The organism is Alicyclobacillus acidiphilus NBRC 100859 (genome assembly GCF_001544355.1).
In the GTDB taxonomy this organism is placed as follows: Bacteria; Bacillota; Bacilli; order Alicyclobacillales; family Alicyclobacillaceae; genus Alicyclobacillus; species Alicyclobacillus acidiphilus.
Map to the genome: position 1 here is coordinate 105,163 of NZ_BCQI01000003.1, position 23,649 is coordinate 128,811.

22 protein-coding genes are annotated in these 23,649 nt (G+C 56.6%); 20 read left to right on the forward strand and 2 right to left on the reverse strand.

Annotation, left to right across the window (positions count from 1 at the left end; genetic code table 11):
• Positions 1-67: 67 nt before the first annotated feature.
• From AAC01S_RS02305 to AAC01S_RS02385, 17 genes are all read left to right on the forward strand, one after another.
• A complete protein-coding gene (locus tag AAC01S_RS02305; RefSeq protein ID WP_067618150.1) occupies positions 68-1,018 on the forward strand; it encodes a carbohydrate ABC transporter permease in 951 nt (316 codons plus the stop codon).
• Positions 1,015-1,845 carry a carbohydrate ABC transporter permease gene (locus AAC01S_RS02310; RefSeq protein ID WP_067618152.1) on the forward strand — a complete coding sequence of 277 codons (831 nt, stop codon included), beginning with the start codon at positions 1,015-1,017 and terminating at the stop codon, positions 1,843-1,845. The genes AAC01S_RS02305 and AAC01S_RS02310 overlap by 4 nt, the downstream gene beginning before the upstream one ends.
• A 46-nt stretch (positions 1,846-1,891) precedes the next feature.
• Positions 1,892-2,857, forward strand: coding sequence for a carbohydrate kinase family protein (locus AAC01S_RS02315; RefSeq protein ID WP_067618154.1), 966 nt, complete (start codon positions 1,892-1,894; stop codon positions 2,855-2,857).
• A 434-nt stretch (positions 2,858-3,291) separates the two neighbouring features.
• Entirely contained in the window at positions 3,292-4,584 is a 1,293-nt protein-coding gene (locus tag AAC01S_RS02320; RefSeq protein ID WP_067618157.1) for a homoserine dehydrogenase, read from the forward strand.
• Between the two features lie 418 nt (positions 4,585-5,002).
• Complete coding sequence (gene ilvE, locus AAC01S_RS02325; RefSeq protein ID WP_067618160.1) at positions 5,003-5,896, forward strand: branched-chain-amino-acid transaminase; 894 nt, start codon at positions 5,003-5,005, stop codon at positions 5,894-5,896.
• A 107-nt stretch (positions 5,897-6,003) separates the two neighbouring features.
• The gene (gene ilvD, locus AAC01S_RS02330; RefSeq protein WP_067618163.1) at positions 6,004-7,671 is read left to right on the forward strand and encodes a dihydroxy-acid dehydratase; all 1,668 of its coding nucleotides are present in this window, start codon (positions 6,004-6,006) and stop codon (positions 7,669-7,671) included.
• 84 nt (positions 7,672-7,755) lie between these two features.
• On the forward strand, positions 7,756-9,471 hold the full coding sequence (gene ilvB, locus AAC01S_RS02335) for a biosynthetic-type acetolactate synthase large subunit (RefSeq protein ID WP_067618252.1): 1,716 nt from the start codon (positions 7,756-7,758) through the stop codon (positions 9,469-9,471).
• Positions 9,468-9,998 carry an acetolactate synthase small subunit gene (gene ilvN / locus AAC01S_RS02340; protein ID WP_067618166.1) on the forward strand — a complete coding sequence of 177 codons (531 nt, stop codon included), beginning with the start codon at positions 9,468-9,470 and terminating at the stop codon, positions 9,996-9,998. The genes ilvB and ilvN overlap by 4 nt, the downstream gene beginning before the upstream one ends.
• A gap of 133 nt (positions 9,999-10,131) precedes the next feature.
• Complete coding sequence (gene ilvC / locus AAC01S_RS02345; protein ID WP_067618168.1) at positions 10,132-11,133, forward strand: ketol-acid reductoisomerase; 1,002 nt, start codon at positions 10,132-10,134, stop codon at positions 11,131-11,133.
• Between the two features lie 23 nt (positions 11,134-11,156).
• Positions 11,157-12,701: a 2-isopropylmalate synthase gene (locus AAC01S_RS02350; RefSeq protein ID WP_067618171.1), complete on the forward strand. Its 1,545-nt coding sequence runs from the start codon at positions 11,157-11,159 to the stop codon at positions 12,699-12,701.
• 8 nt (positions 12,702-12,709) lie between these two features.
• Positions 12,710-13,792, forward strand: a complete 1,083-nt coding sequence (gene leuB / locus AAC01S_RS02355; protein WP_067618174.1) for a 3-isopropylmalate dehydrogenase — start codon at positions 12,710-12,712, stop codon at positions 13,790-13,792.
• The gene (gene leuC / locus AAC01S_RS02360) at positions 13,792-15,207 is read left to right on the forward strand and encodes a 3-isopropylmalate dehydratase large subunit (RefSeq protein ID WP_067618177.1); all 1,416 of its coding nucleotides are present in this window, start codon (positions 13,792-13,794) and stop codon (positions 15,205-15,207) included. The genes leuB and leuC overlap by 1 nt, the downstream gene beginning before the upstream one ends.
• Positions 15,207-15,812 (forward strand): 3-isopropylmalate dehydratase small subunit, encoded by a 606-nt coding sequence (leuD, locus tag AAC01S_RS02365; protein WP_067618180.1) that lies wholly within the window; start codon positions 15,207-15,209, stop codon positions 15,810-15,812. Before leuC ends, leuD begins: the two co-directional genes overlap by 1 nt.
• 137 nt (positions 15,813-15,949) lie before the next feature.
• On the forward strand, positions 15,950-17,389 hold the full coding sequence (locus AAC01S_RS02370) for a glutamate ligase domain-containing protein (RefSeq protein WP_245630033.1): 1,440 nt from the start codon (positions 15,950-15,952) through the stop codon (positions 17,387-17,389).
• Positions 17,390-17,428: 39 nt separating this feature from the next.
• Complete coding sequence (locus tag AAC01S_RS02375) at positions 17,429-17,935, forward strand: manganese efflux pump MntP (RefSeq protein WP_174520811.1); 507 nt, start codon at positions 17,429-17,431, stop codon at positions 17,933-17,935.
• Positions 17,936-18,075: 140 nt separating this feature from the next.
• Entirely contained in the window at positions 18,076-19,209 is a 1,134-nt protein-coding gene (locus AAC01S_RS02380) for a citrate synthase (protein WP_067618189.1), read from the forward strand.
• An 83-nt stretch (positions 19,210-19,292) separates the two neighbouring features.
• Complete coding sequence (locus tag AAC01S_RS02385; RefSeq protein WP_067618192.1) at positions 19,293-19,517, forward strand: alpha/beta-type small acid-soluble spore protein; 225 nt, start codon at positions 19,293-19,295, stop codon at positions 19,515-19,517.
• 148 nt (positions 19,518-19,665) lie between these two features.
• On the opposite strand, the gene AAC01S_RS02390 is transcribed toward AAC01S_RS02385, so the two are convergent.
• Positions 19,666-20,103 carry a CBS domain-containing protein gene (locus AAC01S_RS02390; protein ID WP_067618195.1) on the reverse strand — a complete coding sequence of 146 codons (438 nt, stop codon included), beginning with the start codon at positions 20,101-20,103 and terminating at the stop codon, positions 19,666-19,668.
• Between the two features lie 57 nt (positions 20,104-20,160).
• Positions 20,161-20,538 carry a hypothetical protein gene (locus AAC01S_RS02395; protein WP_067618198.1) on the reverse strand — a complete coding sequence of 126 codons (378 nt, stop codon included), beginning with the start codon at positions 20,536-20,538 and terminating at the stop codon, positions 20,161-20,163.
• A gap of 143 nt (positions 20,539-20,681) precedes the next feature.
• On the opposite strand from AAC01S_RS02395, the gene AAC01S_RS02400 reads away from it, so the two are divergent.
• Genes AAC01S_RS02400 through AAC01S_RS02410 form a run of 3 tightly spaced genes read left to right on the forward strand, consistent with a single transcriptional unit; the run spans position 20,682 to position 23,631 of the window.
• Positions 20,682-21,752: an efflux RND transporter periplasmic adaptor subunit gene (locus tag AAC01S_RS02400; protein ID WP_067618201.1), complete on the forward strand. Its 1,071-nt coding sequence runs from the start codon at positions 20,682-20,684 to the stop codon at positions 21,750-21,752.
• The gene (locus AAC01S_RS02405; RefSeq protein WP_067618206.1) at positions 21,749-22,426 is read left to right on the forward strand and encodes an ABC transporter ATP-binding protein; all 678 of its coding nucleotides are present in this window, start codon (positions 21,749-21,751) and stop codon (positions 22,424-22,426) included. Before AAC01S_RS02400 ends, AAC01S_RS02405 begins: the two co-directional genes overlap by 4 nt.
• Positions 22,423-23,631 carry an ABC transporter permease gene (locus tag AAC01S_RS02410; RefSeq protein ID WP_067618209.1) on the forward strand — a complete coding sequence of 403 codons (1,209 nt, stop codon included), beginning with the start codon at positions 22,423-22,425 and terminating at the stop codon, positions 23,629-23,631. The genes AAC01S_RS02405 and AAC01S_RS02410 overlap by 4 nt, the downstream gene beginning before the upstream one ends.
• Positions 23,632-23,649: the final 18 nt, after the last annotated feature.

Below are 23,649 nucleotides of genomic sequence, written 5' to 3' on the forward strand. Positions count from 1 at the left end.
CAATCGCTATGACGTGGTTTGTCGGTTCCGGCGTACGTCTTGCTATCGTTTAAGGAGGCGGCGATAGATGGGTACGGGTGCTCCTGAGTCACCAAATGTTCTCGTGCGATCTCGCGGCGCCAGTCATTTACAGCGAACGGACAAACGCGCCGGTCTGTCGCTGTTGACGCCCGCAGGTATTGTCATTCTCGCAGTGACGATTTTTCCAATCGTCTATTCCGTCATCATGAGTTTCAATAACATCCAAATCACTCAGAATGGCTTCCGTTTTCAGTTCAACGGACTGCAAAATTACAAACAGGTCTACTCTGCGCCGCTGTTCTGGCACAGCGTTTGGTTTACCGTGTACTACTCGATTATCACCGTCGCGGTGGAGTTGTTTCTTGGCTTGTTGATTGCCTTGGCGATCCAGAATGTCGAACGACTGAAGAGTGTGTCGATCGTCATCATGCTCATCCCCTGGGCGCTGATCACTGTCATTTCGGCGCAGATGTGGAGCTATATCTACAACGGCGTTTACGGCGTGTTGAACGCAATTCTGCAGCAGCTTCACCTGATTCACGCGCCGGTGAACTGGCTGGGCCAGCCGACGACTGCAGTGATCTCGCTGATGATTGCGGATATTTGGAAGACCACGCCCTTCGTCGTGATCATTCTCGTCAGTGGGCTGCAAATGATTCCTAAGGACTATTACGAAGCTGCCCGTATCGATGGGGCGAATAGCTGGCAGTCGTTTTGGAGCGTGACCTTTCCACAGTTGCGGGGAAGCATCGCACTGGCCGGGCTGTTCCGCATTCTCCAAGCGTTCGGTATTTTCGATCTGCCGTTTGTCCTGACACAAGGCGGTCCCGGTACCGCGACGACGTCCATCGCCATGCTCGGCGAAGAGACGCTGTTTACCAACCTGCATTTCGGTCTGGGTGCCGCGGTCGCGGTCAGCACCGTCATCCTGATCCTGGGCGCCTGCTTGATTTTCTTGTCCGCGTTTCGCGGCATGGTCGGGGAGGAAGCGCAATGATCAAACCATTGTGGCAACGTGTGCTGGGGTACGTGGTGCTCATCCTGTTTCTCTTGATGATCATTCTGCCTTTTTACTGGATGTTCGTGACGTCGTTTGAGCCGAACACGGATATCAGCGCCTATCCGCCTGCGTACTTTCCGCATCACTGGACGGTATCGCACTACGTGGAGGCGTTCGGACAGTTTCACTTTGGACGCTTCATTATCAACAGCGTCGTGGTCGCCTGTACGTCGACGTTTCTGGTGCTGGTTTTTTCATCCATGGCGGGATTTGCGATCGCGCGTCTGCCCATCAAGGGCAAGCGCCCCATGCTGATTTTCCTGTTGATCATCTCTGTGTTTCCGCCAATTGTGGTCATCACGCCACTCTATATGTTGATGCGCGACGTTGGCTGGCTGGATTCGTATCAGGCGCTCATCATTCCGTATACGGCGTTCAACCTGCCGTTTGCCATCTGGATTCTGCGAAATTACTTTCTTCAGGTTCCCGGCGCCCTGTTCGAGGCTGCGAAAATCGACGGGGCCTCGGTGTTCGGCGCCTACTGGCGCGTCTTCCTGCCGTTGACCAAACCTGGGTTGTTCACTGCCGCCGTGTTCACGTTCGTCGCGGATTGGACCGAATTCTTCATGGCCCTGGTGTTTAACCCGTCGAATACGATGCGTACGATCCCGGTCGGCATTGCACTGTTCAGTGGCCAATACACGGTTCCCTACGGGACGATCTTCGCCGGCTCGGTTGTCTCCATTGTCCCGATTGTGCTGCTTGTTGTCATCTTCCGTCGGTGGATCGTATCCGGGTTGACCCAAGGCGCGGTGAAGGGCTAACATGATGACCAACCACCGTGTCGCGCCCCGGCGCCGACCGAGGAGGATGAACGTGGACGTTTTGGCTTTAGGTGAATTGCTGATCGATTTTAGCGTAGTCCCTTCGCCCGAAGGGACTACTTCTTCGTTGCGCGGGTCCGCGGGCGGGGCGCCCGCCAACGTGCTCGCGGCGATCTGCCGCCTTGGCGGGACCGGGCAGCTGATCGCGAAAGTGGGACAGGATCCGTTCGGAGACTTTTTGGAATCCTGCATCGCCGACGCCAAAATTTCAACGGAGTCGATCCTTCGCGACCCGCACCGAACGACCTTGGCGTTCGTGACGTTGGACCAGCAAGGTGAGCGATCGTTCTCATTCGAGCGAAACCCTGGCGCAGACACGCAAATTCGCGAGGACGACCTTCACCAGATCTGGTTCGACCAGGCGAAGGTTTTCCATTTCGGCTCTCTGTCGCTGACCGCCGAACCAGCGCGAACCGCCACCTACGCTGCCATCGAACGGGCGAAAGCAGCAGGGTGCGTGGTCTCGTTCGATCCGAATCTTCGCGAACCGCTGTGGCGCGATCTCGACGAAGCGAAGCGGCAGATGACGAACGGCGCGGCCTTGGCCGATGTCGTGAAAGTGTCGGAAGAAGAGTTGGCGTTCCTGACCGGCGAGCCGGAGATGGAGAACGGGATCGACGCGTTCCAAGAGGTGAATCCGACGGCCCGGCTCATCGTCACACGCGGCCCGCGCGGAGCCGCCTTCAAAAGCGCACACGGGCTGGAGCGCGTGCCGAGCATCGAAGTTCAGGCCATCGACACGACCGCTGCCGGCGACGCCTTTTTCGGCGCGTTTCTATACTATGTGACCCACGCGCAGACGACGGTTCGAGCATGTCTGCTGGACGATGCGACGACGCTGGAAGCGACCCGCTTCGCCGCCATCGCAGGGGCCTTGACCACCACCAAGCGCGGCGCATTCGACGCTTTGCCACGCCTTGAAGAAATATCTGCCCACTTGAGCGTTTTGTAGCTAAGGCCTCGCGGCGGCAGGGTGAGGCGAGCGGGTGAGCGGGTGAGCGGGTGAGCGGGCAAATAGGCGGCCCTGAGCCGCCTATTTCGGCGAAATGGCCGGATCGAAGCCAAATAAGCGTCTCCAGGACGCTTATTTGGCTCCGCAGCCCCCGAAATGGAGTAATTGCAGTCGAATAAGCGGCTCACCGCCGCTTATTCGGCGCGAATCGGATAATTCGACACATTTAAGCGTCCGGCGACCGCTTATTCGCCCGGGGGTCACCTCGGTCGCCCCGGGGGTCACCTCGGTCGGCCCCGGGGGTCACCCCGTCGCCCCCTCCTTCATGTCCGCTGAACAGATAATTCTGTAAAATGTCTACTCAAGTGCTTGACAGCGTTTGTTCGGGGCAGGTATAAAGAAGCGAGCCTCATCGAGAGGGAGGATACGGACTGATGAAATTGTCAATAGGTCTTCTTGGCTGCGGAACGGTTGGCGCGGGTGTCGTGTCGCTGGTTCGCAAACGAGCGGACAAGGTCGAGGCGATGACCGGTTTTCGCCCAATCATCAAATCCATCTTGGTGCGCGATACGGACAAGGATCGCGGCGTCGAGTTTGTGGACGAACGGTTGACCACGGTACCGGCAGACATTCTGGACGATGACGACATTCAAATCGTCGTGGAGACGATTGGCGGGATCGAACCGGCGAAGACGTACATATTGAAGGCGTTGATGAGCGGCAAGCACGTCGTCACGGCGAACAAGGACTTGATTGCCCTGCATGGTCCCGAAATCCTTCGCACCGCTGTGGAACACGAGGTCAGTGTGCTCTATGAAGCCGCCGTCGGTGGGGCGATACCGCTTGTCGGCCCGTTGAAGGAGAACCTGACGGCCAACGAAGTGACGGATCTGAAGGGCATCATCAACGGAACAACCAACTTTATCCTTTCCGAAATGACCTCGAAGCGGATCGACTTCGAAGCAGCCCTGCAGATGGCGCAGGACTTGGGTTATGCCGAAGCCGATCCGTCGAGCGACATCGATGGACTCGACGCTGCCCGCAAACTTGTCATTCTGTCGTCGATCGCGTTCGAAACAGAAGTGCATCTACAAGACGTGCAGGTGGAAGGGATTCGCAAAGTTACCGCTACGGATGTTCGCTACGCGGAAGAGGCTGGCTACGTCATCAAGCTGTTGGCTGTCGGCCGCGATCACGGCGGCGAACTCACCTTGTCGGTTCGACCGACGCTGATTCCCCGCAGCCATCCTTTGGCGCACGTGTCGGACGCGTACAATGCGCTGTACGTTCGCGGCGACGCGGCGGGCGATCTGATGTTTTTCGGCCGCGGAGCCGGCAGAATGCCGACCGCAAGCGCGGTGGTCGGCGATATTATTGCATTGGTTCGAAACTTGAGGCTGGGCTATGTGACCAGTTCACCCAATATCTCCGAATCAGTTCGCAAGCCTGTCGTCGAACGGGAAGACGATTGCTACAAATACTATTTCCGCTTAACCGCGTTGGATCAACCCGGCGTGTTTGCCCACATCGCGCAATTGTACGGCGAATCCGGCGCCAGCATGGAAACGGTCCTTCAAAAGCGGGTCGAATCCGGACGCGCCGAGATTGTCGTCGTCACGCACGAGATTTCGAGCAGCCGAGCCAGGCTGTTGGCCGAAAAACTTGCCGATCTGCCCGAAGTGCATGAAGTGAACATGGTGATGCCCGTTGAATCGATCGCGGAGTGACTTTTGCCTCGACAGTGCAGGTCGTCCAATGGGACAGCGCTGTCGAGGCCTGTACATGTATTGATGTCATGATCTCTCACATTGCGATGGCAGTCCGACGAGAGTCTTCACTGGACGTCAATTCAGAAAATTTTTGCTTCAAACCGACAAATTGGGGTAGTGAAGCTGTTCGTAAGCGCTTTCCAAACTAACGTGTAATCGCTTACAGAAAATCTGCCGGGCATGCGCTGATTGACAGGGTCATATACCCGTACTAAAATGACGTGCAAGCCGTTAGATTCCTGTTACGACGCCAGAATTCGATTATTTATCCGAAATTTCTCCGAATTGGCCTGGCCGTGGCAAGGGAATATTGTTTGAATATTCAAATCCGAGAAAGAAACTCGCTGCTCGATGCGGCGGGAGAGGGGCGTTTGACTTGGCACCGCAGATTTTCCTAGATGGACAGTTTATCGATCGCGACAATGCCAAACTTTCCGTGTATGATCACGGACTTCTCTACGGAGACGGAATCTTCGAAGGGATTCGTGTCTATGACGGCAACGTTTTCAAGTTGTCCGAACATATACGCAGGCTCTACGATTCCGCCAAGTCGATTCTGCTTGACATCCCTTATACGCAGCAGGAAATGTCCGACTTGGTCTGTGAAACGGTTCGCCGGAACGAACTGACGAGCGCTTACATCCGTCTGGTCGTCACCAGAGGCTCTGGCGATCTCGGGCTGAGCCCAACCAATTGCCGCGGCGCGAGCGTGTTTATTATCGCGGAACAATTGGCGCTGTTCCCTGCGGAGTTGTACGAACAAGGTATTAAGGCTGTCACGGCGGCGTCACGGCGGAATCGATCCGACTCGCTGAACCCGAAAATTAAATCGTTGAACTATTTGAACAATATATTAATCAAGATGGAGGCACAGACTGCCGGAGCGAACGAGGCGATTGTGCTGAACCATGAGGGCTATGTCGTGGAAGGCTCCGGGGAGAACATCTTCATCGTCCGCGACGGTGTTTTGACGACACCTGCGGCGTACCTTGGCGCGCTCGAAGGAATTACGCGCGCGGCCGTCATCGAGATCGCGAAATCGCTTGGCTACACCGTCAAGGAAGAACCGTTTACGGCACACGACGTGTACGTGGCTGACGAGGTGTTCTTGACAGGAACCGCCGCCGAGATCGTGCCGGTGATTGAAGTGGATCGACGCGTGATTGGCGATGGCCGTCCAGGCGCCGTCACGCATCAGTTGCACCAGGAATTCCAGAAAATCACGCGCGTTGACGGCACGAAAATCTATTCCGAAAAGATTACTTCGTGAGCCGAATGATTGGTTTGGGCGCGAAGAGCTCTTACCTGGCAGCTCTCGCAGATTGCTCGATGTTTTCAGCAAAATCTACAGATATAGATACGTAGGGAGAGGCAAGCATGCGCAGCGATATGATCAAAAAGGGTGTGGATCGGGCTCCACACCGCAGCTTGTTGTATGCCACGGGCATACGTCCAACCGATCTGCCGAAACCATTTATCGGCGTCTGCAATTCCTATGTGGACATCATCCCCGGCCACGTTCATTTGAAACAATTCGCGGAGGTCGTGAAAGACGCAATCCGCGAAGCGGGTGGTATCCCGTTTGAATTCAACACCATCGGTGTCGACGACGGGATTGCCATGGGGCATATCGGAATGCGCTATTCTCTGGCGAGCCGCGAATTGATAGCGGACTCTGCGGAAACGATGATCAACGCCCACTGGTTTGACGGCGTGTTCTTCATCCCCAATTGCGACAAAATCACCCCTGGCATGTTGATGGCGGCTGTGCGGACGAACGTGCCGTCGGTGTTTGTCTCTGGCGGTCCTATGGAAGCCGGCAAATCCAAGGCGGGCAAAACTTTGTCCTTGACGTCCGTGTTCGAAGGCGTGGGCCAGTATCACAGCGGTCGGATCACGGACGAAGAACTTCTCGATCTCGAACAAAATGCGTGTCCGACGTGCGGCTCCTGTTCGGGTATGTTCACCGCGAATTCGATGAACTGCATCATGGAGATGCTCGGCATCGCCCTCCCCGGCAACGGCACGCTCGTCGCCACCTCGTCTGAACGCCACGAATTGATCTACGAAGCGGCTCGGCAGCTCGTTCGCATGATTCAAGAAGACATTAAACCTCGCGACATCATCACGCGGGAAGCCATCGATGACGCGTTCGCGCTCGACATGGCGATGGGCGGATCGACCAACACGGTGCTGCACCTGATGGCCATCGCACACGAAGCCGGGATCGAGTACGATTTGGCGGATATCAACGAGATCGCGAAACGTGTGCCGTACTTGTCCAAAATCAGCCCCGCTTCGGAATACAGCATGCAGGATGTGCATCGGGCAGGCGGCGTGTCTGCTATTATTCGTGAATTGTGCGAACATACTGACGCAGTTCATCGGGATCGGCTGACGATATCCGGCAAAACGCTGTACGAGAGCGTCAAGGACGCGGAAATTTTGGACGACAAGGTGATCCGCCGGGCGGAGAATCCGTACAGCAAAGAAGGCGGACTCTCCATTTTCTATGGAAATTTGGCTCCTGATGGCGCCGTGTTGAAAGTTGGCGCGGTTGATCCAGACATCAAGCGGTTCGTCGGCAAAGCGATTGTCTTCAACTCACAGGATGAAGCGCAGGCAGGGATCAACGACGGAACGGTTCAAGCGGGCCACGTTGTCGTGATTCGCTACGAGGGTCCAAAGGGCGGCCCGGGTATGCCGGAAATGTTGGCGCCGACCTCGTCGATCATCGGGCGCGGCCTCGGCCGTGACGTCGCCCTGATCACGGATGGCCGTTTCTCGGGTGCGACCCGCGGGATTTGCGTCGGCCACATTTCGCCGGAAGCTGGCGTCGGCGGGCCGATCGCGCTGGTGGAGGATGGAGACACCATCGAGATCGATCTCGCCGCACGCACGATCCACCTGGCGGTGGACGACGCGACGCTCGAAGCGCGCCGAAAGGCGTACCAGCCGCCGGAGAAGCAGAAGTTAACCGGGTATCTCGCGCGCTACGCCCACCTCGTCACCTCCGCCAATACGGGCGCTGTTCTAAAGATTTGATTCCAGACATCTCAATGCGTCAGATGTCCCTACATTTCGAGAGGAGGAAATGCGATGCCAGGCTTGTCGGAACCAACGCAAGACATGAGCAACAACATTCCGAGTGAAGCAGTGACAGAACCGAAATTATTAAAGGGTGCCGACATGGTCGTCGAAGTTCTGCGGCGCGAACAAGTCGACGTCATCTTTGGTTATCCTGGTGGCGCGGTATTGCCGTTGTACGACGCACTGTACCAGTGCGGAATTCGGCACGTACTCACTCGACACGAACAGGGAGCCATTCACGCAGCGGAAGGGTACGCCCGTGTCACCGGACGTCCAGGTGTGGTGATTGCCACATCGGGTCCCGGCGCGACCAATCTCGTCACCGGACTGGCGGACGCCATGTTGGATTCGATTCCAATCGTGGCCATCACGGGCCAGGTTGCGAAGTCGGTCATTGGGACGGACGCCTTTCAGGAGACGTCGATCATCGGCATCAGCACGCCGATTACCAAACACAATTATCAGATTCGCCACGCGTCGGAGATTCCGAAAGTATTCAAGGAAGCGTTCCATATCGCGAATTCGGGGCGCAAGGGGCCCGTTCTCATCGATATTCCGAAAGACGTGGCGGGAGAGGTCGCTCCGTTTACGTACGAAGATCCGCCGCAGTTGCCCGGCTATCAGCCGACGGTCGCTCCACACCACCTGCAGATTCGCAAGGTGATGTCGGGGCTGGCGGAAGCGAAGCGTCCGGTCATTTTGGCTGGCGCGGGCGTCCTGCACGCGCAAGCGAGCGAACAGTTGCTGGCCTTCGCGGAACGCTATCGCATTCCGGTCGTGCACACGCTGCTTGGTCTTGGCGGCTTCCCGGCCAATCACGAACTGTTTCTCGGCATGGGTGGCATGCACGGCAGCGCCGCGGCGAACAAGGCGCTCTACGAGACAGATTTCTTAATCAATCTGGGTGCCCGCTTCGACGATCGCCTGACTGGAAAGTTGGATCACTTCGCGCCAAACGCGACCATCGTCCACGTGGATATCGATCCAGCAGAGATTGGCAAGAACATCCCGACCGATATTCCGGTGGTGGGCGATGTCGGCGAGGCTTTGAATATGATGCTGTCCGTCGCTGTCGACAAGCCAGATTGCAGTGGATGGGTCGAGGAACTGCTGGCGGTCAAAGCGGAGTTTCCGTTCTGGTTCGTCCAGGAAGGCGAACTGATTAAACCGCAGCGGCTGATCGCCGAAATTGCCCGCATCACGGACGGCGAGGCGGTTGTGGTCACGGACGTGGGCCAACATCAAATGTGGGCGGCGCAGTTCTATCCATTCCGGGCCCCGGACAAATGGGTGACGTCGGGGGGACTCGGTACCATGGGATTCGGCTTGCCTGCCGCGATCGGCGCTCACTTCGGCAAACCGGACGCACTGACCGTCGCGATTGTGGGCGACGCTGGGTTTCAAATGACTTTGCAGGAACTCGCGGTGATCGGCGAGATGCAACTGCCCGTCAAGATCGTGATCGTCAACAACGGTGCGCTGGGCATGGTTCGCCAGTGGCAAGAATTGTTCCATGGCGAACGCTACTCGTCATCCTTGTTGGAATGGCAACCGGACTTTCTGCTCTTGGCGAGGGCCTACGGGATTCCGGCGATGAAGATTGTGTCGGATGCCGAATTGAGCGGGCAACTGGAAGCGTTCCTTGCGGCGCCTGGACCGGGACTGCTGGAATGCATCGTCGAACCGCGCGAAAACGTGTATCCGATGGTGGCGCCTGGTACAGGCATTCACCAGATGGTGGGGGTGAAACCATGAGCCCAGTTCTCTCCGTGCTCGTCCATAACAAGCCAGGGGTACTCCATCGCATCACGGCGCTGTTTATGCGAAAAGGTTTCAATATTCAGAGCTTGACCGTCGGCATCACAGAAAGTCCGGACGTTTCGAGAATGACTTTGGTCATGAGCGAGATGGACGAAGCGGCGTTGGAGCAAGTCATGAAGCAGTTGCACAAGCAAATTGACGTGTTGAAAGTGACTGACCTGACGGAGGAACCGATGGTTGCGCGGGAATTGGTGTTGATTCAAGTCAACAGTCCCGTGCAACAGAGGTCCATCATTCACGCCCTGATTGAACCGTTTCGGGCCAACATCATCGATGTCGCAAGAGACACGGTGACGATACAAGTCACCGGCGACACTAACAAGGTCGAGGCGTTGATTGCCCTCTTGCGGCCGTACGGGATCCGCGAACTGGCGCGCACGGGCCTGACGGCCCTGCCGCGGGACAGCGTGCTGGGATCGGACGCTCGACGTGTGTCAGAAGGGCAAGTGCTCCCCATCTGATCGCGGTGGAGTACAAGGGTTGCTCGTCAATACCACTCGATGGCCGTTCAAATGTTGTTGAATCGCCGTTGGATGTCCCATCACAGTGGGTTGCGATAAATAGACAGTCGACATTTTCGAGGAGTGTGTACGAATGACGAAGGTTTACTATGATGCAGACATCTCTATCCAATCTCTTTCCGATAAACGCATAGCCATCATCGGGTATGGCTCGCAAGGACATGCGCATGCACAAAACCTTCGCGACAGCGGTTTCGACGTGATTGTGGGACTTCGCCAGGGTGGATCCTGGAAGAAAGCCGAGGCGGATGGCTTTCGTGTCCTGCCAGTTGGTGAAGCAGTGGAGGAAGCGGACGTCGTCATGATTTTGCTTCCCGACGAACGCCAAGTGGCGGTCTACGAAGCGGAGATTCTTCCTTATCTCACAGCAGGCAAGGCGTTGGTGTTCGCCCATGGCTTCAACATCCACTTTACGCAAATCCAGCCTCCTTCGAACGTCGACGTGTTTATGGTGGCTCCGAAAGGGCCCGGTCATTTGGTCCGTCGAGTCTATGAAGCTGGCGGCGGCGTTCCAGCGCTGATCGCAATCCACCAAGACGCGAGCGGCCAGGCCCATCAACTCGCTCTCGCGTACGCCCGCGGCATTGGCGCTGGCCGTGCGGGTATCTTGACAACGACGTTCCGCGAAGAGACGGAGACAGATCTGTTTGGTGAGCAGGCTGTTCTTTGCGGCGGTTTGTCCGCGCTGATCAAGGCCGGTTTCGAAACGTTGATTGAGGCTGGATACCAACCCGAAATCGCGTACTTCGAATGCCTGCATGAAATGAAGTTGATTGTGGATCTCATTTATGAAGGCGGTCTCGAGTATATGCGCTATTCCATCTCGGACACCGCGCAATGGGGAGACTTCACATCCGGTCCCCGCGTCGTCACGGAAGCGACGAAGGCGGAAATGAAGAAGATTCTTGCCGACATCCAGAGCGGCGCGTTCGCGAAGAGCTGGATTCTCGAGAACCAGGCAAACCGCCCGATGTTCAACGCAATCAACCGCAGCGAGCTCGAACATCCGATTGAGGTTGTCGGCCGGGAACTGCGCGCAATGATGCCGTTCATCAAATCGAAAAAGTCTGTTTGATCCATTTGAGGGGGCAGGACGCAGTGCGAAAACTGGACGTATTTGACACCACTCTCCGCGACGGGGAACAGTCTGCGGGCGTCAACCTGCATCTCAGTGAAAAGGTGGAAATTGCGTTACAGCTTGAGCGATTTGGCGTCGACATCATGGAAGCCGGGTTTCCGGCTTCCTCGCCCGGCGACTTCAAAGCCGTTCAGGAAATCGCAAAGCGCGTGAAACATTCCTCGGTCACCGGTTTGGCACGATCCATCCAGTCGGATATCGACAAAGCGTGGGAAGCTCTCCGAGACGGCGCATATCCAAGACTGCACGTGTTTATCGCCACTTCTCCCATCCATATGGAGTACAAATTGCGAAAGACGCCGGATCAAGTCGTGGAAACGGCCGTGGAATGCGTGAAATACGCGCGGACGCGGTTTCCGGTCGTCCAGTGGTCCGCCGAGGATGCCACCCGAAGCGACTGGGACTTCTTGGTTCGGATCATCAAGCAGGTGATCGACGCTGGCGCCACCATCATCAATCTTCCGGATACGGTCGGATACACGACGCCTAGCGAGTACGCGAGATTGTTCCAGTATGTACGCGATCATGTGCCCAATATCGATCGCGTCAAATTGTCCGCCCATTGCCATGACGATTTGGGGATGGCGGTCGCCAACACGCTGGCGGCGATTCAAGCGGGTGTGGACCAAATTGAGGGAACCATCAACGGGATTGGCGAACGGGCAGGTAACACGGCCTTGGAGGAAGTGCTCGTCGCGCTGGCCATTCGCAAGGACACCTATGGTTGCGAGACGCGGGTTCAACTCGAAGAGACTTCGTTCACGAGCAAGTTGGTCGCGAAGTTGACGGGCATGGCCGTACCAGCCAACAAGGCGGTGGTCGGCAACAACGCGTTCGCGCACGAGTCGGGGATTCACCAGGATGGTGTTCTCAAGCACGCGTTGACGTACGAAATCATCCGTCCGGAGATGGTCGGGCTGAAATCGAACCGAATGGTTCTTGGCAAGCACTCTGGCAGGCACGCGTTCAAGGAAAAGTGCGACGATCTGAACCTCGTCCTCACAGACGCGCAGTTCAACCGCCTGTTCGATGCGTTCAAAGCGTTGACCGAGACGAAGAAAGAAGTGACGGATGACGACATCCTGGCACTCATGGCGGAATCGTCCATCGAGGATGTCAAATACGAGCTGGAGTTTCTACACGTCTCGTACGGCATGAACGAAACGACGGCCGCCATCGGCATTCGCCATCCCAATGGCGATGTGATTCGCGAAGCTGCGACAGGCGGCGGATCGGTCGAGGCGATTTTCAATACCGTCGAGCGCGTCATTGGCACGCCGATGGAATTGATTGACTATCGTTTGCAATCGACGACAGGCGGCGAAGATTCGCTGGCCGAAGTGTACGTCAAAGTGGCTTATCACAACAGGGTCGTGACGGGACGCGGCGTTCACGGCGACGTGCTCTCGGCTTCCGCGAAGGCGTTCTTGGACGCCATCAACCGGGTGTTGATCAAGGAGCGCGTCGACGATGGGCAAATCGAGTCCATTCGCGCACAAGGATAGGGGTTAACATGGCAAAACGTATCGTAATTTTACCAGGCGATGGCATAGGGCAAGAAGTGACGCGTGAAGCGCGCCGCCTGTTGGAAGATGTCGCTGCGGCGATTGGCGAGCAATTCGATCTCGACGAAGCCTTGATTGGCGGTTCGGCATACGAGCAGACCGGGTCTCCGCTGCCGGAGGAAACGGTGGAAAAATGCCTGCAAGCGGACGCTGTTCTGCTTGGCGCCGTCGGCGGCCCAAAGTGGGATAACTTGCCGGGCCACCTTCGTCCGGAGGCTGGTTTGTTGGCCATTCGCAAACGTTTGAACGTGTTTGCGAACCTGCGGCCGATTCGGACCTGGCCTGGTCTGATGCTCGCCTCGCCGCTCAAGCCGGAGTTGCTTGAAGGCGTCGACATGCTGATTGTGCGCGAGTTGACTGGCGGGCTCTACTTCGGGCAGCCGAAAGCCCGGGTGGAAGACGGCAACGCCGTGGTGGATACGCTGTACTACACGCGGCAGGAGATTGAGCGGGTCGTCCGCCAGGCGTTCGAGTTGGCCCAGGGCAGGCGCAAAAAACTGACTTCGGTCGACAAGGCGAACGTGCTGGAATCGAGCCGCATGTGGCGTGAGATTGTGAACGAATTGGCGGGCGAGTATCCCGATGTCGCGGTCGATCACGTGTTGGTCGACAACGCCGCGATGCAACTGGTCACACGCCCGAGCAGCTTCGATGTGTTGGTCACAGAGAACATGTTCGGCGACATTCTGAGTGACGAGGCCGCGGTCTTGACGGGATCCATTGGCATGCTGCCGTCGGCGAGCATTGGCGCAGGGGGGCCGGGGCTTTACGAACCTGTGCATGGTTCCGCGCCGGATATCGCTGGCACGGGTGTCGCGAATCCGCTCGCGACGTTCCTTTCCGTCGCCATGCTGCTTCGCCACTCGTTGAACCTGGGTGAAGTCGCCAGCGAAATTGAGGCGGCGGTGCTCGGCGTGATCGAACAGGGCGTACGTACTCGCGATCTCGCCGGAACTTCGAACGATTGGGTAGGGACCGAGGAAATGAGCCGACTGGTCCGCGAAGACGTACAAGGGAGGTTGAACCGATAATGGGGAAGACACTTTTTCAGAAAATTTGGGATGCGCACGTGGTGAAGCAACTTGAGGATGGCCAGGCCCTGCTGTACATTGATCTGCACCTCGTTCACGAGGTTACGTCGCCGCAGGCGTTTGCTGGACTTCGGTTCGCCAACCGCTCCGTGCGCCAGCCGACCCAGACCTACGCCACGATGGACCACAACGTTCCGACCGTCAATCCATCGGACGTCCGGGACGCCATCGCGAAGAAACAAATTGAAACATTGATGGAAAACTGTCGAGACTTCAACGTGTCTCTGGCGGATTTGGACAGCCCGCATCAGGGGATCGTCCACGTGATTGGGCCGGAACTTGGCTTGACCTTGCCTGGCAAGACGATTGTTTGCGGAGACAGTCACACGTCGACACATGGCGCGTTTGGCGCGTTGGCGTTTGGCATCGGCACCAGCGAAGTGGAACATGTGTTGGCAACCCAATGCCTGTGGCAGACCCATCCCAAGACGATGCGGGTCCAACTCAACGGCTCGCTCAAACCTGGCATTACGGCGAAGGACGTGATTCTGGGCCTGATCGCCAAGTACGGCGTGAACTTCGGAACGGGTCACGTCATCGAATACGCGGGAACGTTGATTCCTAGCTTGTCTATGGAACAGCGCATGACCATTTGCAACATGTCCATCGAATTCGGCGCACGTGCCGGACTCATCGCGCCGGACGAAACGACCATCGAGTACGTGAAGGGCCGCGCGCACGCGCCGCAGGGTGAAGCGTGGGAAGCCGCCGTCGCCGAATGGAAGGAACTTCGGTCGGATGCCGACGCGCAGTTCGATGTCGACATCGTCTTCGATATCGACGATCTTGAACCGCAGGTGACTTGGGGAACCAACCCGGGGCAGGGCGGCAGTGTCAATGGTTTTGTGCCAAATCCTGCTGACGCGAAGTCGGATGTGGAGAGGCGTGCCATCGCTCAGGCCCTGGAGTACATGGGTTTGGAGCCAGGCACCCGAATCAGCGATATTCCCATTCAGCACGTTTTCATCGGATCGTGCACAAACGCGCGCATCGAAGATCTGCGTCTTGCGGCGGCCGTTGTGAAGGGCCGCAAAGTGGCGGACGGCGTTCATGCGATGGTCGTGCCGGGATCGAAACAGGTGAAGCAACAGGCAGAAGCCGAGGGACTGGACAAAATTTTCAAGGAAGCAGGATTCGAATGGCGTGAACCGGGCTGCAGCATGTGCTTGGGAATGAATCCTGACATCATCCCAGCGGGTGAGCGTTCGGCCTCGACATCGAATCGGAACTTTGAGGGTCGCCAGGGGCGCGGTGCGCGGACGCACCTCGTGAGCCCGGCAATGGCTGCGGCTGCGGCGATTGCGGGACATTTCGTCGACGTTCGCACGTTTGAAGTGGAAGGAGTCACTGCCTGATGGAACCGTTGGTAAAACACGAGGGTAAAGTCGTTTGCATGAACCGCGTCAATGTGGATACAGACCAGATCATTCCGAAGCAATTCCTGAAGCGAATCGAGCGCGACGGTTTCGGCGAGTTTCTGTTCTACGACTGGCGTTATGAGCCGAATGGCAATCCGCGGCCTTCCTTTGAATTGAACACGGAGCGGGCGCAAGGCGCGAGCATTTTGCTGGCAGACGCGAACTTCGGCTGCGGATCTTCTCGGGAACACGCCGTGTGGGCGTTGCAGGACTACGGCTTCCGCGTCGTGATCGCGCCGTCCATCGCGGATATCTTTTTCAACAATTGCTTCAAAAACGGCGTGCTGCCGATCGTGATCGACCAGCAGGTCCGCAATGAATTGGCACAGTCGCACGAGCGCGGAGAATGGGAGCGCATGACGGTCAATTTGGCCGATCAGGTGCTGGAAACCGACCATGGTCAGAGGATCGCGTTCGATGTCGATTCGCACAAGAAATATATGCTGATGAACGGTCTCGACGACATCGGGCTCACCTTGCAGTATCAAGCCGAGATCGAAGCGTACGAGGCGAAACGCAAGGCGTACCAGTTCGTCTATTAAGGCGTTTCCCATCGAGTCGGAGAGCTTGTCTTTGGGCAAGCTCTCTTTGCTTTTTGGACAGATTGGAATAGACAAACCCTGTCGGCAAAGCGCTGTCCAGATGTGGTACACTGGGTTCGGAGAGCGGGGGACCATGGGTGGCTCAGACGTTAGCCGAACAAGTGACTGAAGCGATTCATTTTGTGTATGCGTCGTATGGCCGGCTGACCAAGGAACGTCACACGGGATACGACAGAGATGTGCGCAATCCGCATTGGACGAGACGTATTCTCGACCAACTGGGCAACCCGGATCACGAAGGTTTCAACATCGCTGTGACGGGGAGCAAAGGCAAGGGTTCGCACTCCATCCTTGTGGCAGGTATTCTTCAGCGGCTTGGGTTTCGCGTAGGACTGTTTACAAGTCCGCACCTAGTCGATTTTCTCGAACGGATTCGCGTACAGGGCGAAATCATCTCAGAGGAAGCGTTTCTCCGATGGGTGCGTGTCGTGCAGGAAGTTGTTCGCCAGTTCGACGTTCCCGACGACGAGTACATAGGACCGGTGGGCTTGGTCGCGGCAGTCGCGGCATTGTTTTTTCGGGACTGTCATACGGATTTCAATGTGTATGAACTCGGCCGCGGCGCGCTTCACGACGACGTCAATCAAGTCGTGCATCAGGGCGCTGTGATTGCACCTATTTTTCCCGAGCATTTGGATCGGCTTGGACCGACGTGGGAAGACGTGGTGCGTGAAAAAATGGGTATTCTCACCGAGGATACGCGTTTTGCCGTCAGTTACCGGCAAGAAGCCTTCGTCCAAAAGTGGATGGATATGTACGCTTCTGCCGCACCGGCGCACCGGATATATCTGGATCAAGACATTCATGTGGATCTGCGCGCGGGCGACGAAGACACCGCGATCGTCGAGGCAACGTACGGCGATTGGACGCACCGTGCGCGAATTGGCACAGCCTTGCGTCCGTTTTACGAAAACGTGGGTGTCGCTTTGGTCGCTGCCGCAATGGCAATTCGCAATCGCTCGGCGGGCCAGGCGCCGTATTCCACCGATTGGCGGAATGGTCGCGCCATTGAAGTCGATCTCACGGACATGGTTCAGCCCGGGCGGCTGCAAGTGATACAGCACAGTCCGACCATCGTGATCGATGGCTCCATCCACGAGGTCAACGCGCGTTTTGTCCGGCGCTGGGTGGAGGAACATCAGGCGAATGGCCCGATGGGACGAGTCGTCGCAATCTTCTCGCTGCCAGACGACAAGGATGCGCCCGGCGTACTTCGGACACTCAGCCCAGTCGTGGACGAAATCGTGTTTACAACGAGTTCGAATCGACATCTGTCGTACACGCGAGACCTGTTGACACATGTTGGATCATTCGCAGGCCGGGTGGACGTCATTCCATCTGTCGAGACGGCTCTTTCGTCGGCTGTGGATCGTGCACAGCCACCCGATCTCGTCTTGTGCATCGGAACCCAATCGTTTGTTGGTGACGCCCTTCGCTTTTTTCGAGTGCCGACGAGTTCCATCTGGCGTTCAGAGCGCGGCTCGAAGGAGCAGTTGCACGCATCACCTGAGGAGTGACCACCACTGATTTGGCAACTGATATTGTTTGGCATCGCAATGGGGGCTAACAATGCCCTGACGTCCGTAGCGCTCGGCACTTCGCAACTGACGAGGGGCCAACAGTTCCGAACCGCGATCATATTCGCCGTCTTCGAGGCCATCATGCCCATCATCGGGATGGTCATCGGCGAATCTGTCGCTGGCGGAATTGGCCAGAAGGCGAAGTACATCGGCATCGCCGTGCTTGTCATCATGGCATTGTACAGCCTCCTGCGCAAAGACAACGGCGAAGACGAAGCCAGCCGTGCGGCGCGGGCGCAAGGGGCAAAAATTTTGTTTTTGGCCATCGCGCTGTCCTTGGACAACCTTACCGTCGGATTTGGCGTCGGCATGTTTGACGCGCCGTTGGGACTGGCTGCGATCGTCTTTGGCGTTATCAGCCTGCTGATGACACTGGCTGGCCTCGAGCTTGGAAGGTTTCTTGGCAAGCGCATCTCTGTTTCGCCAGATAAACTGTCCGGCGTCGTTTTGTTGCTGGTCGCTGGTGTGATGGCGTTCGTGTAACCTTTTTCAGGCATCCTCTGTAACGGTTTTTGAGCGTATACAATGTTGTAGTATAATGACGACATGCGTTTGAATGCGGCGTTTCACTACGTGAAACAATGAAATCTGGAATGCAACTGGGATGAGGAGGTTTCTGCTCTATGGCAGCCGATTCAGGATTTAAAGCCGGGTTGGAAGATGTGGTCGCCAATACGTCAGAAATTTGTTTTGTGGACGGTAAAGATGGCCGGTTGATTTATCAAGGGTACGATATACACGATCTCGTCAATGGCGGCGCAAGTTTTGAAGAAGTGGTCTACTTGCTGTGGCACGGCAAACTGCCGAATCAAAGCGAATTGTCGGAATTCACCGCCGAGATCGCGGCAAACCGAAAACTTCCTGAGGAAGTCATGGCATTCCTCAAATCGGCTCCAAAACAGGCAAACGCCATGGAAATTCTTCGCACCGCCGTATCGGATTTAGGGTTGTATGATCCGGACAACGGCGATGAATCCATCGAAGCAAACGTTCGTAAAGCAACGCGCCTTGTGGCTCAAATCCCCACGATTGTGACCTCCTATGAACGTATTCGACAAGGTTTGGATCCCATTGATCCACTTCCGGAATTGTCTGCGGCATCCAGTTTCTTTTATCAACTTCGCGGCGAGAAGCCCAGTGAGTTCGAAGAACGCGCGTTTAACACGGCGCTCATCTTGCATGCTGATCACGAATTAAACGCTTCCACATTCTCTGCTCGGGTTACTGCGGGAACGCTCTCCGACATGTATTCGGCGATCACGTCGGCCGTTGGGACACTCAAGGGACCGCTCCATGGCGGTGCCAACGAACAGGTCATGAAAATGTTGTTGACCATCGGGGAAAAGGAAAAAGCGCGCGAGTGGATCAAGAACGCGCTCGACAACAAGGCGAAGATCATGGGCTTTGGTCACCGCGTTTATCGCACGGAAGATCCGCGGGCGACGCACCTGCGTCGATTGAGCAAGGAAGCTGGAGAACGGGCTGGCGATACCAAGTGGTTCGAGATGTCGCAAATCATCGAGCGGTACGTCAAAGAGACAAAGGGTCTGAACGCAAATGTCGATTTTTACTCGGCATCGACGTACTACTCCATGGGCATCCCAACGCACCTGTACACACCGATCTTCGCTTGCAGCCGCATCGCTGGATGGTCTGCGCACGTGCTTGAACAGTATCGTAACAATCGTCTGATCAGACCGCGCGCCGAGTATGTCGGCAAGGTCGATTTGACGTATGTACCGCTCAGCCAACGCTGAGCCAAGCATTGGTTAAACAGGTCATCATCCCATAGGCTACAGCCAGTCCATGCGGGAACCATACGCGTGGGGAGGGATGTACAATGGCAAATAACAACCGATTGTTGTTGTCGCAAGCGTCACGGGCACTTCAGGATTTGAAGTACGAAATTGCGGGAGAACTCGGCATTACACCGCCATCGGACGGATACTGGGGATTTGTCTCGTCCTTTGAAAATGGCTCAATCGGCGGCAGCATCACCCGCAAACTGGTCGCTTACGCTCAACAGCGTTTGGCCGAAGGCGTCACGGAAAGCACAACGGAATAAATCGATTGAAGTTCGGAAGGCTGCCATTATTTGGGCAGCCTTTTTCTTATAGGCCACAAGTCGTCAGTCATCGCGCAACGAAAAGACTGCCTGTTTGCACAGGCAGTCCTCGTTTCAATCTCAATGAAAAGTCGAGCCATGAAGTCGATTAATGTAGCACGTTGTTCTGCGTTTCCGTCCGCGTCGAGATTTTGCTGAGCGCGTCTCCGGCTTCGTTGATGTGAATATCCACCGTTGCGAGGTCGCCAATGGAGACGATGCCGCAGAGTTCGTTTTGCGCATTGACGACAGGCAGGCGGCGAATTTGGTGCTGAGCCATCAGATCAGCGGCCTCGTGCGCATCCATGTCAGGTGTGGCCGTGACGACCGTGTTGGTCATACATTCCTCTACGCGGCAGTCGGCTTTGCCTTTGGCAACGGCTTTCAGGACGATATCGCGATCCGTGATGACACCAATGACACGTTTGTTATCACAAACTGGAATGGAACCGCAGTTGTAGTGCTTCATCGCCTGCGCTGCCTTTTGAATGGAGTCGGTGCCGCAACAACACTCGACATTGGTGGTCATGATCTGTTGCAACTTCATTCGACATACCTCCCATGCTGTTAGGCGTTCGTGGGTAGTATGTCCGGCGACGCGTCTTTAAGAAGCGGAAGATATTTGTCTTCGCCACAGCCACGCTTCGTGGCTTGCCGTTCCGAGTCCCCATATGGCAGCCAGCTCGCGTATGAGGGCGTCGAGCGGCTCAGGGCTGCCGATGACTGGATGCTGGAAGAACATACCTGATGTTCCCCAGGCAAGATACACCAAACCAGTTACAAGCGCCGCCACGGCAGACACACGCCGTCTGCGTCGGGCGGCAGCGACGCTGACCAGTCCAAGTCCCAGGCTGATATACGATTCGGTTGGCGTGAAATGCAGGTACGATCCCACGTCCCCGACGGTAAGACCTGTCCCGCCCAGCGCGAGGAACAGCCAACCGAGGATTCGGCACACGATTTTACTATTCAGCGCAGTCATTGGATTCCCTCGCTTCGATCCGTTTCAACTCCCTTGTCCATATGTACGACATCGATGTACAGGTTATGTCAGTGTGGTGCGATGGGTAATCCGCAGGACGTGTGGTATTTTATACGTATGTTTGATGCCCGGGAGGGAGTCGCGTGACCCCAGAAGTCACTCGACCGAGGCGGCGTGCGTGGTATGTCGTGATTGCGATCGCGATCCTATTGGCCATCGCCGCTTTGGTTGCCGTTTTTGTGTGGAGGTCTCATCATCGAATTCCTACAGTGCAAACGACCACCGTGAGTCTGCAGAAAATGCGGCGGGTCATCGTGTCATCCGGCGATGTGCGACCAATCCAACGTCAATTGATCAACCCTGGCGACTTGCCCTCGCCTGTACAGCGTTTGTATGTCCACGTGGGCGAGCATGTTCAGAAAGGTCAAACGCTCCTTCAATTGAACACAGCGTCTGCGAACGCCGCCGTCACACAGGCGGAAATGGCTTTGCAGCAAGCGAATTTGGCGTACGAACGCGCACTGCAGGGCTATCAATCCGCCCCCGGTCCGCTGCAGGCACTGTGGCTGCCGCAAGTCGATTCGACAGAGTCCGCTGTCGTAGAAGCCAAACAGCAACTCGCGCAGGCGCAGCAACAGCTGGCGGCCACGGTGATCAAAGCCAATTTTGCTGGAACCATTCTCGTCGCGACACCAGATGGCATTGACGCGAGCGGGAACCAGTCGCCCATCATCGAGTTGGTTGGGCCTGGCAAGCAAGTGGTGGTCGAATTATCGGAAGTGGACGCGGTGCAGACGCATCCCGGGATGAAGGTGACCATGACCAGCGACGCCTATCCAAACGCCACGTTCGTAGGCAAGGTGACACAAGTCGCCCCGTTTGCCAGCGTATCCAGTTCAGGGTCATCGCAGGTTCAGGTACTGATCCAGCCTTCCGGCCAGTTTCCAGTGCCGTATGGATACCAAGTAAACTGCCAAATCACATCCGCTGCCACGGCGCCTGTTCCAACCGTTCCGTACAGCGCGCTCGTTCAGCAGGGAACGAACTACGATGTGTACGTGATCGACCACAATCGCGTGCGTTTGATCCCGGTGACGCTCGGCATCACAAACGACAGCGCCGTACAGGTGGTATCAGGTCTGAAGGCGGGACAAGTCGTTGTTGACAATCCACCCAGCGGATTGGTGAACGGCGAGGCGGTGAATAGCCAGTGATTGAGCTTCGTCAGGTCGTGAAGCGTTATGCCAATGGAGCCGACACGTTGACGGTGTTAAAGGGGATCGATCTCCGCATCGAAGACGGAGAGTTCGTATCCATCATGGGCCCGTCGGGCAGTGGAAAATCGACGCTCATGCATATCATGGGTTTGCTGGATGCGCCAAGTTCGGGAACGTACGTGTTCGACGGACAGGATACATCCGCGTTGAGCAAGCCCCAGCTCGCTCGCATGCGAAACCAGTCAATTGGCTTTGTCTTTCAAAATTTTCATCTGCTGCCCCGCATGAACGCGGTGCGTAACGTCGAATTGCCGATGCTTTACGGCGGGATCGGGCGTGGGGAGCGGCGTAGCCGCGCACTCGAACTACTTGGCCAAGTGGGGCTTCACGAGCGGGCGTTCCATTGGCCGTCGGCGCTCTCAGGAGGGCAGAAGCAGCGGGTCGCCATCGCACGCGCGCTGGCCAACAATCCTCGGCTGATTCTGGCCGATGAGCCGACTGGCGCCTTGGATCAAAAGACCGGGCGGGAAATCATGGAGCTTCTTCAACGGTTGAACGCCGCCGGAACGACCATCGCCATCATCACGCACGATCCCAATGTGGCTGCCGTCGCCAATCGCACGATTCACATCGTGGACGGGGTTATTGTTGACGAGGTGCATGCGCCATGAACGTGCTTGAGATGTTTCGCATGGCCTTTTCCTCGTTGCTGACGAATAAACTGCGGTCGTTTCTCACCATGCTCGGCATCCTGATTGGCGTGGCGTCCATCATCGCGATCGTCGCCATTGGCAATGGCGGCAAAGCCGCTGTACTCGGCGCTATCGCAAACCAGAATCTGCAGGATACGATTGAGATCATTCCAAGCGAGTTGGTTGCTCCAGGACTGCCGCAGCCAGGGCAAGTGTTGTCGATCGACGATGAGGACTTCAGCATCGCGCAAAGTTTCCAAGGAGTCTCGCAGGTCAATTACACCATCTACGGCACCAGCACCGTGTCGACGTCGTCTCGAACGGCGAACGTGTCCATCGAGGCTGGGCCGAGCGATCTCGACGATTTGGCCAGGTTTACGGTCATTGAGGGTCACATGTTTCAGACCCCCGACGTGATTGCCCACCGCAAAGTCGCGGTGCTGAGCACGTCGCTCGCTGCAAAACTGTTCGGCAACGGCAATCCCATCGGCGCCACTGTGATGGTCCAAGGAACGCCGCTCCAAGTCATCGGTGTGGCGCAGTCCCAGGAAGCGAATCTGTTTTCGCTGTTCCTCGGCTCCGACTACCTGTATATGCCCGCCACCACGTGCCGCGATTTATACCCCAATTGGGGCATCAGCGAGATGGACGTTCAGATTGAGCCTGGCGCAAACCGCGATCAACTGGCGAAGCGGATTGTCACAGCGCTCAACATCCATGCGGGGAACGCGGGCGCATTTGAAGATTCGTCTGGCTTTCTCGCTGGGATCGCAGGGACGGTGCAAAAGGTGACGACAATATTGACCATCGTGATCGGAGCCATTGCCGGCATCGCGCTGTTGGTCGGGGGCGTGGGCGTGATGAACATCATGCTGGTCTCGGTGACGGAGCGGACGCAGGAGATAGGGATTCGCATGTCGCTGGGCGCTACGAGAGGGGCAATTCTGCTGCAATTTCTCATCGAGTCGATGACCATCACGACGATTGGCGGTCTCGCCGGCATCTTGCTCGGGAGTGGCGTCGGCGTTGCCGTGAGTGTGGTCACTGGTGTGCCCACGTACGTGTCCTGGCCAATTTCCGTGTTGAGTTTCCTATTTTCCGCCGTGATCGGCGTGATCTGCGGTTTGTACCCAGCCAACAAAGCAGCGCGCCTCGATCCAATCGACGCGCTGCGGTACGAGTAACCCTAAAAGCGGGCTGGG